Genomic DNA, 14,695 nt, shown 5'->3' with positions numbered 1-14,695 from the left:
GAGTCGATGTCCTGTGGGCCATGCTCCGCGACAAGAGGCTGTTCACCTCCACCCCGCCGACCCCGGCGGCGGCTTGACACGGTCATTGAGATTCCCCTCGTCGTCCGTCAGGCCGGGATGGGCCCGGCCTACGCTGTCCAGCTCATTCTCAGGCCTGGGGGGCAGCCTCCGGTGCCTGGTCGGCGCATCGCACGAGCTTCCTCAGTGCCCAGGTCGGCACGGCATCGCGTTCCTTGCACCCCGCCGCCACGGAACGCGTCACACCGCCGACGAGAGGAGGGGCTTCGCCGGCGGTGTGACGCGCCGGGCGGCCCGGCGTTGTTCCCTGTATGGACGACTTGCTGGATGTGCTGCTCGACGGTGTGACGGAGCCGCGCTTGAAGTTGATCAGCGGGGACGAGGCCCGGGCGCTGATGGTCCTGCTCGGTGTCCTCGACGACGAGGCGCGGTCCGAGGAAGTCCGCAGGGCCGCGGGCGAGATGCGCTCCCGCCTCGCGTCGCGCCTGGCGTGAACGCGGACCACGGCCTGGGTCCGCGCACTGCGTTCGGCGGATCACGGCCAGGTTCCGGCGTGCCGGCGACCGACCTCGGCCGGCTCGGTTTCGCCTGGCCCCTGTCTCGCGACCACCAGGCACAGCGCCGTCCGGTGCGAGCGAGCACCCCCTAGCATCTGGGGCCATGGTGAGACCCGAACGAAACGGCCCTGCCGACGGAGCAGCCACCGGCGCCTGGCGCGTGACGGTGCTGACGCACGAGCACAAGGCCGGTCCGCCTCCGTACGACCGGTCCCCTCCCCAGGGTCAGCCGCTCGCCCGGCGCGAGGACCTGCAGATTCACGGCAGCGAGGGGAAGGTCAGCTGCACCGGCGCCTCGGGCCGCACGCTGTGGACCTTTCCCTGTTCCGGCCGGCCCAACGCCGCCCACATCTCCGGCGGGCGGGTCCTGGTCACCACCGACTCCCTCACGTACACCGCCTGGGGCCACCTCGGCCCGGCCCTGCTGCTCGACCTGGCCGACGGCACGCAGATCGCCGAGCTGCGCGGAGAACGCGGCGCGGCCCTGCGCGGCGGCCGGTTCGTACTCGGTCTGGAGGGCTACGACGTCTTCGACACCTGGGAGTACGACCGCGACGGCATCCTGGCCGACTCCTGGCGCAGCTACGGCCACTACGTCGTCGGTACCGGGCTCCGCGTCGTCGAGACCGGCCGCAACCTCCCCGGCAGCAGCCGGGTGGTGAGGCTGCTGCCCGGCGGTGTCGTCGAACGCGGGCCGTTGCTCACCGACCCGCAGGTGCCGCGCCCGCTCGTCCTGGCGGACGGCACCATCCTGATCCTCGACGCCGGAGTGCTGCGCGCCGTGGGCCGCGGGCTGGAGGACACCGTCCTCGCCGAGCTGCTTCCCGTCGACCCCGCCCACGCCTGGCGCTACGACGGGGTCCTGCGCCGCAGCGGCGACAAGCTCTCGGTCACCCTCGCCGAGCAGCACCCCGACCGCCCCGAGAAGCACATGGTGCACTCCTGGACCCTCGCCCTCCACCCGGGCCGATGACCGTGGCCCGCACCCGGGTGCAGGAGCCGGTCCGTCAGTGCGCCACGACCGTCAGTACCGCCGAGACGACCGTGACCGCGGATGCGGCCACCATCAGGTCCCGGGCCCTCCCCGACAGCACCGACATCGAACCGGTGCCGGCCTGCTCGGACTCGGCTTCGAGCCCCCGCAGACGCGGACACGCGGTGCATGCCGGATCGTGTACCAGTGCATCGAGCCAGACCACACCATCGAGCGGCGCCCGAGCGAACAGTGTCCCGTCAGTTTCCATAACCGGACAACGCCATGATCGACATCAGGCCACTGCCTGCGGCCAGACCGAGGCCGAACCGTTGCCGACCAGCCGATCACACAATCATTTGTCCTGCCGATGGGCAGAGGGCTCCGGCGGGGTCACCGGCCCCCACGGTTGTCGTAAACGGTGAGGCAGAGCGCCTTCATCGCGGTCTCCGCCCGCTTGGCGTCGAGGCCCTGGTCGATGGCTTCAAGGGCGGCGGCCGCCGAAGCCCGTACCTCGTGCGGCAGGCCCTCGTAGGCGGAGATCCGGTAGGCCATCGTGCGGCGGGCCTCACGCTCGGCTTCGGCGACCCCGTCGGGGGTGAGGGGAAAGACGGCCGCCTGGTACGTCGCGATGCAGACGAGGGCCGCGTCGGCCAGTCCCTCGGCGTAGCCGTCGGCCGGAACGGCGTCCCGGTCGGCCGTAGCGGTGACCCGCCCGGGCTGGAAGAGGGCGAGGACCTGGCGACGGGAGGAGAACGAGCCGATCCCCGCGCCCAGACCGGCCACGGCCGCGAAGACCAGTGCCATCAGCCGGCCGGACAGCAGCAGGCCGAGGCAGGCTCCCGCGACTGCACCGCACGTCACCAGGACGAACGTGATCATGAGGTGGATGCGCGCGGCGGGCTGGGACGTCATTCCAGCAGTATGCACAGCGCCACCGTCGCCGGGAGCCCTCGCCCCGGATCGGGCACCATGACACGCCTCACTCCGGATGCGGTCGAGCGTCCCCCGTCGTGCGCGTCACGCGCGGCGGTCGGCCGCGTCGAAGCGGACCAGGGACAGCGCGCCGGCGTGCAGCGAACGCTCCAGCGCCCGGTGCATGTCCGCGTCCAGGCCGCCCAGGGCCTCCGCCACCTCCTCGGCGGCGTCCCGCGCGATCTCCGCGGCCAGGTCCCCCGGCGGGGTGCGGGGTCCCAGCTTGCTCACGGCCGACGCGGCCCTGGCCGGGGTGAGCAGGCCGGTACCGTGGGCGAGCAGCCAGCCGGGGACGCCGGCCGCGCCTTCGGCGGGTGCCTGGTAGGGACGCGAGCCGTCGAACCGCTCGTCCTCGGCGAAGGCGGGCTGCTTGAACTTGGCCACGGGCCGCCTCCCGGGCTCCCGGTGCTCCCCGGCCGGTTTGACGACGAGGCCCTCGGCGAGGTTGTCCGCCAGCGTGGGCAGGCCCAGCAGACCGGGGAGCCGGGTGGGAAAGGCGACCGGCAGTTCCTGCAGCCGGGCGACCGGGCCTTCGGCCAGCAGCGGGACGCAGAGCAGCCCGGCCGCGTCCGCGGCGGCGCGGAGCGTCCGGTCGGAGACCCAGCACAGGCCGTCGTCCTCGGCGACGGTCGCGTCGAAGGGAAGCCAGAGAAGGTCGGGGGCGTACCAGACGCCGGTCTGCACGGGCTCCGCGCCCGGCGTCGACGGTACGTCGGGGTGGGGGTAGCGGCCGCCCGCGAGTTCGCCGTAGACGGTGACGACCGCCGAGGGCGGGGCCCCGCAGTGCTCGCGCAGCGTGTGTGCGCAGCGGGTCGCCGCGACCGCGAGGGCGGGCCAGATGCGGCCGACGCCGAAGAAGTCGTCCAGTCCGTCGTCTTCGAGGAGTTCGCGCCGCTTGGCGGGGTGCGCGCCGGTTTCATCGCAGACCACGGCGAAGTTGGCGCCGTGGATCTTCTCGTGGGCGACCCAGCTGCGCCCGCGGGCCTCTCCCAGCCGGCTGTTCGCGGGGATCTTCGGGTACGGGGACCAGGGGCGGGTTTCGGCAGGCACCGGGCGATGGTAGCGAGCGCACCGCCTGCGGAGCAGCGGATTTCCGCGGCGGGACCGGAGACGCTCCGCCCGGGGTCCGCAGGGGCCGCTCCGGACGGACTGCGGCATCGGGTCGGGCCGCCCCTCAGACCCGACGGGGGACCGGAGCCGGCTGCTCCCCCGCGCCTCTGGGAAAACCCGTCGTGCCGTGGCCGGTTGGCCGCCTAGCATGACCCCCCATGCCTACCAATGAACATGTCATCGAACAGGCCCTGGACCGGATCGTTGCAGGGTACGTCTTCCCCGAGAAGGCGGCCGTCGTCGACGCCGCGATCCGCAGCCGTCTCGCGGCCGGCGCGTACGAGGGCCTGGACGGGCCGGAACTCTGCGAGACGGTGACGGCGCACCTCCAGGAGGCGTGCCCGGACAAGCATCTGCGCCTGCTCTGGACGGACGAGGCGCAGTCGCTGGACCCGGCGGACGAGGACGGGGGTCAAGCCGCCTTCCTCGCGTTGCTGAGGGCGGAGAACCAGGGGGTCCGGCGCGTCGAGCGTCTGGAGGGGAACATCGGGCTCGTCGAGATCAGCCGCATCGCGACCGCCGAAGAGGGCGCGAGCGTCATCGGTGCGGCGATGCAGCTGGTCGCGCACAGCGCGGCCCTCGTGCTCGACCTGCGTGCCTGCCTCGGCGGGTCGCCGGAGGGCGCCGCGATGTGGTGCAGCTACTTCTTCCCCGACGACCAGGTGCACCTGAACGACATCTACGACCGGACCACGGACACGACCCGTCAGTACTGGACGAGCGCACACCTTCCGGGGCCGCGCTACACCGACCGCCCGGTCTACGTGCTCACCAGCGAGGTCACGTTCTCCGGGGGTGAGGACGTGGCGTACACCTTGCAGGCGCACGGCCGGGCCGTTCTCGTGGGCGGGACGACGCGGGGCGGCGCCCATCCGACCGCCCGCCACGCCGTCGCCGAGCACGTCCTCGTGACCGTGCCCACGGCCCGGGCGGTCAACGCCGTCACCGGTGGCAACTGGGAGGGCGTGGGAGTCGTCCCCGATGTTCAGGCCCCGGCGGACCAGGCGCTCGACGTGGCGCTCAAGGCCGCACTGCGGCGTGTGGAGGCGCAGCCCCGCATCGCCGCTCCGGCGCGCTGAGGCCGCTCCTCGGCGGCCGCCGGGCCGGGGGGCGTGGGACCGGCCCTCGTCTCGTCAGAGGGGATCCACGTCCAGGAAGGCCGCGAGGGCGGGGGGCTCCGCGTCGCCCCCCGGAGAACCGGGAAGGGCCAGCTCCGCCCAGATGACCTTGCCCTCGGGCGTGTACCGGGTGCCCCAGTGCTCGCTGAGCTGCGCGACCAGGAACAGGCCGCGCCCTCCCTCGTCCGTGGTGGCGGCGTAGCGCAGGTGGGGGGCGGTACTGCTGCCGTCCCACACCTCGCAGGTCAGGTTGTGGTCGCGGAGCAGCCGTACCCGCACCGGCTCGCTGCCGTGCCGCAGGGCGTTGGTGATGAGCTCGCTGAGGATCAGTTCCGTGGCGAAGCCGAGATCCGTCAGGCCCCACTCGTCGAGCTTCTTCGCCGCGACGCTCCGCATCGCGCCGACGGCGCTCGGTTCGAACGGGACGTCCCACTGCACGACCCGGTCCGGGCCGAGGGTCCGCGTCCGTGCGATGAGCAGGGCCACGTCGTCGGTCGGCCGGGCCGGCAGCAGCATGTCGAGCACGGCCCGGCAGCTGTCGTGCGGGTCCCGGTCGGGGTGGCTCAGTGCCGCGCGCAGCAGTTCCAGCCCCTCGCTGATGTCCCGGGTCCGCTCCTCGACGAGTCCGTCCGTGTAGAGGACGAGCTGGCTGCCTTCCGCCAGGTCCAGCTCCGCGGTTTCGAATGGCATGCCTCCCAGCCCCAGCGGGGGTCCGGCCGGCAGCTCCACGATCTCCGTCGTGCCGTCCGGGGCGACCACCAGAGGCGGCAGGTGGCCCGCCCGCGCCATCGTGCAGCTCTGGGCCACCGGGTCGTAGATGGCGTACAGGCAGGTCGCGCCCAGCACTCCGCCGTTACCGTCGTCTCCGTTGCCGTCGTGGTCGTGGTCGATGCGCTGGACGAGATCGTCCAGGCGGGCCAGGATCTCGTCGGGCGGCAGGTCGAGGGAGGAGAAGTTGTGCACCGCCGTACGCAGCCGGCCCATGGTGGCCGCGGCGTGCAGGCCGTGCCCGACGACGTCTCCGACGACCAGCGCGACGCGGCTGCCCGGCAGCGGGATGACGTCGAACCAGTCCCCTCCCACCCCGGACTGCGCGGGCAGGTAGAAGTGCGCCACGTCCATGGCGCTCTGCTCGGGCAGGGCGCGCGGCAGCAGGCTGCGCTGCAGGGTCACGGCGAGGGCGTGTTCACGGGTGTAGCGGCGGGCGTTGTCCATGCTGACCGCGGCGCGGGCGACGAGTTCCTCGGCCAGCGACAGCTCGTCCTCGTCGAAGGGCTCCTGCTTCTGCGACCGCCAGAAGTTCACCACTCCGAGCACGACGCCCCGGGCCATCAGAGGGGCCGCGATGAGCGAGTGGATCCCGTAGTCGACGATGGCCTGGGCGCGCGGCGGGTCCTGGGCCTGCCAGCCCGGCGCCTCCGCCAGATTGGGCACCAGCTCCGCCCGGCCGGTGCCGTATCCGCGTGCCTGGGGGGTGGACGGCAGGAAGTCGATCAGCCGGCCGACGGGGTAGAGGGGGTGGTCGGACCGGATGCCGCTGATCGCCGTGCGGCGCATGTCGGCGCCCGGTGCGGGTTCGTCGCCGTCGAGCACCTGGTCCGCCAGGTCGACCGTGACGAAGTCCGCGAACCGGGGGACGGCGACGGCGGCGAGCTCCTCGGCCGTCCGTACGACGTCGAGGGAGGTGCCGACGTCGCCGCCGGCGTCGTAGAGCAGCTTGAGGCGTCTGCGGGCCGTCTCCGCCCGGCTGGTCAGGACCTGCATCTCGGTGGAATCGCGGATGGTGACCGCGGTGCCCTCGGGCCGGCCACGGGGGTGGGTGGGACGCTGGTTGACGACGAGCAGCCGGTCTCCGGCCTCGAGGACCTCGTCGGTGGCCTCGCGGCCGGAGAGCAGCAGGTCCGCCATCCGCCCGTCCAGACCCGGTACATCCGAGATGTGGCGTCCCTCGGCGTCCTCGGGGAGGCTGAGCAGGCGCTTGGCCTCGTCGTTCGCCAGCAGCAGCCGCCCGTCACCATCGGTGATCAGCACGCCTTCGCGCACGGCGTGGAGCACCGCGTCGTGGTGCTCGTACATCCGGGTCATCTCCTGCGTGCCGAGACCGTGGGTCTGGCGGCGCAGGCGCCGGCTGATCAGGGCGGACCCCGCGGTCGCCAGGGCCAGGCCGGTGGCGGTGGCCAGGAGGATGACGGGGAGCTGGCGCTCGACGACGCTGGTGACGTTCGCCACCGTCAGGCCGGCCGACACCAGCGCGACCACCTCACCGTCGGGGCCCCTGACCGGCACCACCGCCTGGATCTCCTTGCCGAGCGGGCCCTCCACACTCTCGGTGTGCACGCGTCCGGCGAGGGAGGGCTCGATCGTGCCGACGAACTGTTTCCCGATCCGGTCCGGCTGGGGATGGGTGTAGCGGATGCCGTTGGTGTCCATCACCACGATGAAGTCCACCCCGGCGGCCTTGCGGGTCTCCTCCGTGAGGGGCTGCAGGACGGCGGAGGGGTCGGAGGTCTTCAGGGCGTCCTCCAGGCCCAGGGAGTGCGCGAAGGTCTCGGCGACGGACACCGAGCGGTTGCGTGCCTCGCGGTCGGTGTCGTGCCTCGACTGGAGCACCAGGGCCAGCAGGGCGCCGGCCGCGAGCAACACCACGATCGCCACCTGGAGGACGAATACCTGTCCGGCGACGCTCCTGATCCGGCTGCCTAGGAGTGACCGCACCGACGTGCCCGGCACGGGTGGCATGGAATGGTCACGAACCCAGTTGTAGCACTTCCGGGCGCCCATGGCTCCCGGCGTGCACGGCGTGCCTCCGGAAAGTCACACGCCGTCCTGACTCGCGGGCCCGGTCGGCGCGTCTTTCCGCCCTCGGTCCGCCCTCGGTCTGCCGTCAGCTCGACCGGCGGTCGCGCGGTGCCTCGGAGGCGGAGGCGGTGTTCGCGGCTGCGGGCGCGGGCGAAGCGGGCGGGGCCGCCGGGGGCTGGGGGGCTCCGGAGGTTTCCGGGCTCTTCTCCGGCCCGGTCGCCGTGTCCGAATCCGTTTCCGTCTCCGGCGTGCAGGTGACCTCGTCGCGCGGGGTGTAGTGGGTCTTGAAGTCCTCGCGCTTGACCTCCTTACCGCCTTGGACGAAGACACGGCCGACGGTGACGTCGAAGCCCTCGAGCGGGGTCTGGACCTCGCAGGTCGGTCCGCTGCCAGTCCGCTTGGCGGGCGGCGTGACGTTGGTGCGCGGCCCCTTGGTCGCACGTATCTCGTCGTACTTCTTCGTGCCCAGGAGGGTGATGGTCAGCGACGTGTCGGTGGATTCCGCCTGGATGTACAAGGGGTGCCCGGAGTCGTTGATCCAGCGCAGGTCGAGGGTGCCCCAGGCGACGGTGGCTTCGCGGCCCTCGGGGTAGCGCTCGATGTAGAACGAGTGGGCGCCGTACTCGACGGGCTTGACGCCTGCGAAGAACGCGGCGTTGTACATGGCGGTGGCGACCGCGGAGACACCGCCGCCGGGCGACTTCACGTACTGCCCGTCCTTGATCATGAGGCCGTCGACGAAGCCGTTTTCGGGGGTGCGCTCGCCGACCGTGCGGTTGAAGCTCCACTCCTCCCCCGGCTGGACGACGGAGCCGTTGATGAGCTCCACGGCACGGCCGATGTTGGTGATGCGGTACGGAGCGGCCGGGAACTCGACGGTGAAGGAGGAGACCTTCTCCTTGATGCCGAGGCGCCGCGTGTCTTCGCTCGTGAGGTCCGGCCGGACCGCCGCGGTGGCGAGCTCGCCGGTGCGCGCCGGGCCCGAGCGGGTCAGCAGGGGCAGGACGGCCCGTCCGAGCGCAGACTCCGTGACCGATCGGCCGGCTCGGCTCTCCGCGCCCAGCATCACGCGTCCATCCGCGTCGAGGCGGGGCACGGCGTCGCGGGGAGGCTGGGTGACTTCCGCGATCGGGCGGGCGACGGCCGGGTCGGCGAGCAGGCCCTTGGAGTCGAGCGCCGGTACGAGACGGCCCTGGTCGTCGGGCTGCATCTTCAGGTGCTCGCCGAGGACGGTGGGGCTGATGGACATGCGTTTGCCGGCGACGGTCAGCGTGACGGGCGCCGACATCGCCGGCGTCGCGAACTGCCGCATGGCCCGTCCGGTCTCCTCGGCTCCTATGCGTGGCCGGGTGCGCTCGACCGGCAGCACGACGGGGCCGGTGGCAGGCTGCAGGTAGGCGTCGCGGAGGGTGTCGAGGGCCTTGTCCTCGACCAGGGCGACGCCGGGCTGCGCGGTGACGGCCTTCGCCGTGCCCTGCTCGAACGCGATCACCCCGTCGCGGGCCTGCTGCCTGGTGGTCTCGGCCAGGCGGTCGACCGCGGCCCGGCCGGTCTGCTCGTCCAGCCGGATCACGGGCTCGATGGCCCGGTCACGGTCGGCGAAGAGGCCGCCGATGACGGTGGTCGGTCCGTATCCCGTCCGTACGGCGCGGTCGACGGTGGCGGCGGTGTCGAGTGAGAGCCCCAGGGCGGCGGGATCGGCCTTCTCGACGTGGTCGCCGATCTTCATCGCGACCGGCGCCGCGGCGGTGGGCCCGAGCTCTCGTGCGAGCGCCTGGCGTGCCTCGGCCCGGCTCATTCCACCGATGTCCACCCCGAGGACCCGCGTGCCCTGGTCGATGTCGCTGCCGAACGCGAGGCCGGTGACGTACAGGCCGCCCAGCCCGAGTACGACGGCTCCGCCCGCCATCGGCAGGGCGATCCGCTGGTTGCGGGTCCAGGTCCAGCTGCGCACGCGTCCCATGTCACTCCCGTGGCGCCGACCGGTCGAGGGTGGCGCGGACTGCGATTGCAGCCCATATACGACAATTCCGAGAAACGATGATGGCTCGTAAATCGTCGAAAAGGGGGCGAATGTAATAGTTCTCACGCTCTGGGCGGGGGCCGGCGCAGCCTGATCCGAAACCAAGGCGTGACGCGCGGGGGCCGATCGGCGGGGCCTCAGTCGTGCGCGGCGACCCCTTCACCCTCCACCGCTCGCAGCTCGGCCAGCAGGTCGCTCTGTCCGGCGAGCAGCTCGGTCAGGATGCGGCGGGCGGCACGGAGGAGCTCTGCCACGTCTCCGCCGGCGAGGGCGTAACTCACCGTCGACCCCTCGCGTATGGAGACGACGATGCCCGAGCGGCGCAGTACGGCCAGTTGCTGGGAGAGGTTCGAGGGCTCGACGTCGATCTCGTTGAGCAGACCGCGCACGGAGACGGGCCCGTTCTGGAGGAGTTCGAGGACGCGAATGCGCACCGGATGTCCGAGCATGCGGAAGAACTCCGCCTTTGCCTGGTACAGGGGTACCTGCATCGTAGAACGCTCCTGCCGAATGTGTACGGTCATGGCCGGCCGTCCGGCCGAAGGCCGCCGAGCCCCGCCGGTCTGGTTCCGGATCATGACAACTCCCGGACCCGTGCACCGCTCCCTTGAGCAGATTCGGATGTGGCGACTTGAAGAATTCTTCAAGTCATGGGCGCACGGAGTCCAGGGGCCGTCAGGCGTCACAGTTGGAGTTCGGCCTCGATGCGCTTGAGCTGGTGGCGGGCCATGGCCAGGTTCGCGTTGCGCTTGTCCAGGACGAGGTAGAGGAAGAGTCCGTCGGTGCCCCGTCCCCTGATGAGGCGGATCAGGTGGTACTGGCCTCCGAGCGTGATCAGCACGTCCTCGATGTCGTCCTTCAGCCCGAGGAGTTCCATGGTGCGCACCTTGGCCCTGATGACGTCGGTGTTGCCGGCGGCGGCGACGTTCACGTCGAAGTCCTTGCCGCCTCCAATCGTTCCCAGTGCCATGCCGCTGGTGTAGTCGACCAGCGCTGCAGCGACACTCCCCTCGATCGAGGCCATGGTCTCCTTGAGGGACGTTTCCACATTTGCCATCGGCTCCTGCTCCTACCTCATCACTCGGCTCGTCGTCACCGCATGTGCGCGGCCCGACCGTCCTGTCACGGCGACGCTACTCACAGCGGCGAGCGGTATGAGGGGAAACATTCATATCGGCCACGAGCCGTGGGGGTCTCGGTACGATGCCCCGCTCGGAGCCGGCTCTGCCCCGGCCGGACCCGGCCCTGCCCCTGCCCTGCCCCGGCCCTGTGTCAGCTTGTGCCGGCCCTGTGTCCCGGCGGCGACATGGCGGCCTGCCCGAGGCCGCGCCCGCGTGCAGCGGCGTCCCGGAAGGGCGGTCGGGTTTGGCCGGAAGCCGTCGAACGAAGGTGGCGCAGGTTCAGCCGTCGGTCGCCTCCGGGCCGGCGACGACGAAGACGTCCGACAGCGGCGCGGTGTCCGCGCTGGCGCTGATCAGCAGGTCGTACGTGCCGGGGGGCAGGACGCCGATCTCGAAACGCTGCCGCTCTCGCGGCACAGTGACGGCGCGGTCGACCACCGGCCGGCCGGTGGTCCGGTCGGTCACGGAGAGGCGGGCCCGGACCTCCGGCAGTTCGCTCTCGCTGAGCGCGCTGTTGGCTCCGATCTCGCAGACGACCGGCTCGTCGAAGAGGTAGAGGTCGTCGCCGAGGTAGCTGAACCAGGAGGTCACCGCGGCGCGCAGGTCGTCGATGCGTATGTCGTGCAGGGACTGGAGGATGCCCTTCAGGTGGGCCAGCATCGCGTCCTGGTTCTGCAGGCCGGCGTGCCGCTGCGGGACGAAGGTGCGGGCGTCCTCGGTGCCGGAGAGTGCAGCGGAGAGCTTGGGCACCGTTCCGTCGCCCCCCTCGTCCAGGTCCGCGCGGGTCAGCAGGGACTCGACCTTGTGGTCGACGATCCGCGCCGACTGCCGGGTGGGCTGGTCCATGCCGACGATGGGGTGGTAGACCACCTGGTTGGACTCCCAGGCGGGGTCCAGCCGGTTGGTGGCGGCCGCCTGCTCCATCTCGTCGAAGAAGTCGGTGAGGTGGCTGCTCCACGACGGTTGCCAGCCCGGCAGTGCCGCCTTCGCCGGGACGGCTGCCGCGCCGTCCGTCCCGTACACGCACTTGTAGACGGGCACGAGCTGGTGGAGGGCGGTGAGGGAGCGCAGGAGGCGGGTCAGGTCCTGCTCGAAGGGGCCGATCCGCTTGTGGAAGCCGTTGCACAGGAAATCGACGGCGTTGATCGAGCCGTAGTAGGGGGTGCCGAAGGTCACGATGGCCCGGGTGTCCTTCCAGCCGCCCAGCGCCTCCACGTAGTAGCGGGCGACGAGCCCGCCCATCGAGTGCCCGATCAGAACCAGTTGGGCCGCGGCGTTGCCGCTCACCTGACGCCAGTTCCGCAGCCAGACAGGGCTCTGCGCGGCGAGTCTGCGGGCTGAGGCCCGGTTGTCGCGCCGCCAGTCGTAGGGGAACGGGAAGTAGTTCTGGCCTTGCTTCAGGTCGAACTGCGCCAGCAGGAACTTCTCGATCGCCGTGTAGCCGTCGATCTTCCACAGGCCGGGCAGGGTGTGCAGATCGGGTACCAGCCGGTCGGCGACGACTCCGTCGCCGAGGTCGTCCAGGCGCCAGTCGTCCGCTCCGAGTTCGAGGGAGTGCAGTGAGCGGCCCAGGCTCGTCAGCGCGCCCAGTACAGCCTGGGGCGAGGGCGCCCACACGTCCTTGCCGCTCCTGGTGAGCACGCTTCCCGTGATCCCGGGGAGCAGTACGACGACGTCGGCCATCGGGATCCTGGCCATGAGCGGACCTCCTAGCTGCCCCCTGGGCGGTCGAACGGGTCGGACCGGTCGAACGGGTCGGCCGCGTCCCCGTAGTGCTGGTAGGCGGCCCAGGAACTCCACCGCTGCCCGCTCGGCGCCGTGTCCGGAGGCCGCCGCCCGGCTGCGCGCTCCTCGTAGAGCTTCCTGCGCGCCGCGCGCACGGCGCCGCCCACCGTCGGCGCGGCCTCACCGGCCCCGCCCGTGAACAGGTGCGTGTAGAACTGTTCGGCGAAGGTGACCCCCTGGTCGTCGGGGATGCGCCAGGCAGCCCCGATGTAGTGGCCGACACCGAGGCGGAGGAACTCGTCCGCGAGGCTCGGCACCAGCGCGGCCTGCGGGTTCCCCCACGGGCTCTGGTCGGCCACCCCGGGCGGTGCGGCCGGCGCGCCGGGGCCGGGGGCGCCGCCGAGCCGGGCCGTGTAGCAGGCGTTGGCCACGACGATCAGGGGCGGTCTTTCGAGCAGGGCCAGTTCCTGGGCGGTCAGCAGGCCGTCCGCGAACACCCAGCCCGTACGCCGGCCCGTACCGGAGACGTCGAAGTCGCTGTGGCCGCAGTAGTGGACGATGTGGTTGCCCCCGCACAGCAGGACCCGCAGGACGTCCAGCCGCCTCGCGGGGTCGACGCCCGGCTGCCGGGTGGAGTTCGCCGCCCCGACGAAGAGGCTGACCTTGGCGCCCAGGTCCTTGAGCTGGGTGGCGACGGCGAGGGCCTCTCGACGGGCTCCCGGCAGCTGGAACCCCTTCTCCGGGTCTCCCGGGTCTCCGATCACGAGGGCGCGCAGCGGTCCATCCGAGAGTCCGTCGGTCATCACGCGCGAGTACGGAGTGCGCAGTTGGCGGGACATCTGGGTGCGGATCGCCAGGGGATCGCGCTTCTCGCCGCCGGACTGCTGGATCTCGGCGAGGAACTCCCAGGGGACGGAGGCCGTGTCGCGGTCCAGTTCCAGCAGCACCGTGGCGTCGTCTGTGAACAGCCGCTGGAAGTCGGGTGGCACGACGAACCGGGACAGCAGATCGGGAAGTTCGTGTGCGTCTTCGACCGTCGGCTCCGTCAGCCGGTCCACGAGCTCCCGCAGCAGGTCCATGTCCACGGGGACGAGCCGCTCCGGTACGGTGGCCCGTCCCGTCAGTGCCGCCCAGCGCAGGCCGCCGACGCCCGACTGGACGGACATCCGGACGGGCAGGGAGCCGTCCTGGGCCTCCACGGGGCTGCGGACCGTCAGGGACAGCTCGGTGCGCTCCACTTCGGCCAGGTGAAGAAGCTGCTCGCGGATCTTTGTCTGGATGTTCGGGTCGAAGCCGGCCAGTACGGTGCGCAGGACCTCCTCCTCCGGCGGCGGATCCGGGCAACCCGGCATTCCGTCGCGGGTGGCCGGCCCGGCCCGCCCCGCGAGCCCGGTCAGCGCCGTCAGGGCGTACACCGCCGCGGAAGGTCCGAAGAGCTGGCCGCCGCTCTCCTCGCGCAGCTCCGGGCAGATCCGCAGCTGCGGCAGCTTTTCGGCGGCGTTGGTCAGCGCGAGGTGCAGTTGCTCCGCGCGCAGCCGGTCGATCTCGACGACGAACACGTCCGTGAGCCGGGGCGGTGGCGTCGGCGGGCTGAGTGGGGCCAGGACGCCGGCGAACCCCCTGACGAGGGCGCGGGCCGCCTGGGTCACGGTCAGATTGCCCGTGCCCGAACCGACGAGCACGGTCGCCAGGGTCCCCACGTGGCCGAGGGCGACCCCTTCACCCAGGAGCGAGGCGTACATCTGGACGGCGCGGCGTTCCGTCAGGGTGCCCATCGGGCCCATGCCGACGACGGCGGCCGACCGCACCGGTCCCTCTTTGCAGGGGAAGTACGTGACCTCTCCCAACTGACCGTCTATCCAGCCGAGTTTGGTGTGCTCCGTGATGAGCCGACGGGGGTCGACGGAGATGGCGCGGTCCAGTGCGAGTTCCGCGGCCGCGGGTACTACCGACTGGTAGTGGCCGGTGACGTGCAGATCGGCGGCGACCTGCGCGAGATCACCCCACACCACAGAGATGTTGAGTGTTGGACCATCGGTCCGCGGTGGCTGATCGGGGGCCGGAGCGGAGCGCTGTACGGGATTGGAGGCCGTCGGCGGTGTCTCCAGCAGGTCGGCGATGCGAGCGGCGGGGGTGCTCACCACGCTCCTCCTTCGAGTCGCCCGAGCTTCTCGTTCCGGGTACGTCTCACCGGTCTCCCCAACAGGATTATCCCACTGTTTCGGGAGTCAGCCATGGGGAGGACGACCACTGCCGAGACTCCGGGGCCACCCGGG

Annotated in this window: 12 protein-coding genes; 3 read left to right on the top strand and 9 right to left on the bottom strand. The window is 71.7% G+C overall.

Translation table 11 applies throughout. The features are described 5' to 3' along the window. Positions 1-329 precede the first annotated feature (329 nt). Positions 330-512, top strand: a complete 183-nt coding sequence (locus tag ACWGIF_RS24435; protein WP_453500623.1) for a hypothetical protein — start codon at positions 330-332, stop codon at positions 510-512. Between the two features lie 166 nt (positions 513-678). After that, a complete protein-coding gene (locus ACWGIF_RS24430; RefSeq protein WP_453500622.1) occupies positions 679-1,548 on the top strand; it encodes a hypothetical protein in 870 nt (289 codons plus the stop codon). Between the two features lie 34 nt (positions 1,549-1,582). Here ACWGIF_RS24430 and ACWGIF_RS24425 read toward each other — a convergent pair whose 3' ends face one another. The 3 genes from ACWGIF_RS24425 to ACWGIF_RS24415 all read right to left on the bottom strand — a co-directional run bounded on the left by ACWGIF_RS24425 (position 1,583) and on the right by ACWGIF_RS24415 (position 3,573). Beyond that, positions 1,583-1,774 (bottom strand): hypothetical protein, encoded by a 192-nt coding sequence (locus ACWGIF_RS24425; RefSeq protein WP_453500621.1) that lies wholly within the window; start codon positions 1,772-1,774, stop codon positions 1,583-1,585. Positions 1,775-1,941: 167 nt separating this feature from the next. After that, a complete protein-coding gene (locus ACWGIF_RS24420; RefSeq protein WP_453500620.1) occupies positions 1,942-2,463 on the bottom strand; it encodes a hypothetical protein in 522 nt (173 codons plus the stop codon). A 105-nt stretch (positions 2,464-2,568) separates the two neighbouring features. Beyond that, positions 2,569-3,573, bottom strand: coding sequence for an RNA ligase family protein (locus ACWGIF_RS24415; RefSeq protein ID WP_453500619.1), 1,005 nt, complete (start codon positions 3,571-3,573; stop codon positions 2,569-2,571). Positions 3,574-3,791: 218 nt separating this feature from the next. Here ACWGIF_RS24415 and ACWGIF_RS24410 point away from each other — a divergent pair, with 218 nt between their 5' ends. Continuing rightward, complete coding sequence (locus ACWGIF_RS24410; RefSeq protein ID WP_453500618.1) at positions 3,792-4,712, top strand: S41 family peptidase; 921 nt, start codon at positions 3,792-3,794, stop codon at positions 4,710-4,712. A 54-nt stretch (positions 4,713-4,766) separates the two neighbouring features. On the opposite strand, the gene ACWGIF_RS24405 is transcribed toward ACWGIF_RS24410, so the two are convergent. The 6 genes from ACWGIF_RS24405 to ACWGIF_RS24380 all read right to left on the bottom strand — a co-directional run bounded on the left by ACWGIF_RS24405 (position 4,767) and on the right by ACWGIF_RS24380 (position 14,560). Further along, on the bottom strand, positions 4,767-7,490 hold the full coding sequence (locus tag ACWGIF_RS24405; protein ID WP_453500617.1) for a SpoIIE family protein phosphatase: 2,724 nt from the start codon (positions 7,488-7,490) through the stop codon (positions 4,767-4,769). A 145-nt stretch (positions 7,491-7,635) separates the two neighbouring features. Beyond that, entirely contained in the window at positions 7,636-9,513 is a 1,878-nt protein-coding gene (locus tag ACWGIF_RS24400) for a VanW family protein (RefSeq protein WP_453500616.1), read from the bottom strand. Positions 9,514-9,710: 197 nt separating this feature from the next. Further along, complete coding sequence (locus ACWGIF_RS24395) at positions 9,711-10,064, bottom strand: ArsR/SmtB family transcription factor (protein WP_453500615.1); 354 nt, start codon at positions 10,062-10,064, stop codon at positions 9,711-9,713. A 191-nt stretch (positions 10,065-10,255) separates the two neighbouring features. After that, entirely contained in the window at positions 10,256-10,630 is a 375-nt protein-coding gene (locus ACWGIF_RS24390) for a hypothetical protein (protein WP_453500614.1), read from the bottom strand. A 343-nt stretch (positions 10,631-10,973) separates the two neighbouring features. Further along, positions 10,974-12,392 carry a lipase/acyltransferase domain-containing protein gene (locus ACWGIF_RS24385; protein WP_453500613.1) on the bottom strand — a complete coding sequence of 473 codons (1,419 nt, stop codon included), beginning with the start codon at positions 12,390-12,392 and terminating at the stop codon, positions 10,974-10,976. An 11-nt stretch (positions 12,393-12,403) separates the two neighbouring features. Beyond that, positions 12,404-14,560, bottom strand: coding sequence for a CHAT domain-containing protein (locus ACWGIF_RS24380; RefSeq protein WP_453500612.1), 2,157 nt, complete (start codon positions 14,558-14,560; stop codon positions 12,404-12,406). Positions 14,561-14,695: the final 135 nt, after the last annotated feature.

It is taken from the genome of Streptomyces sp. NPDC054849, assembly GCF_053610945.1.
This window is presented reverse-complemented; position numbering and strand designations above follow the sequence as displayed.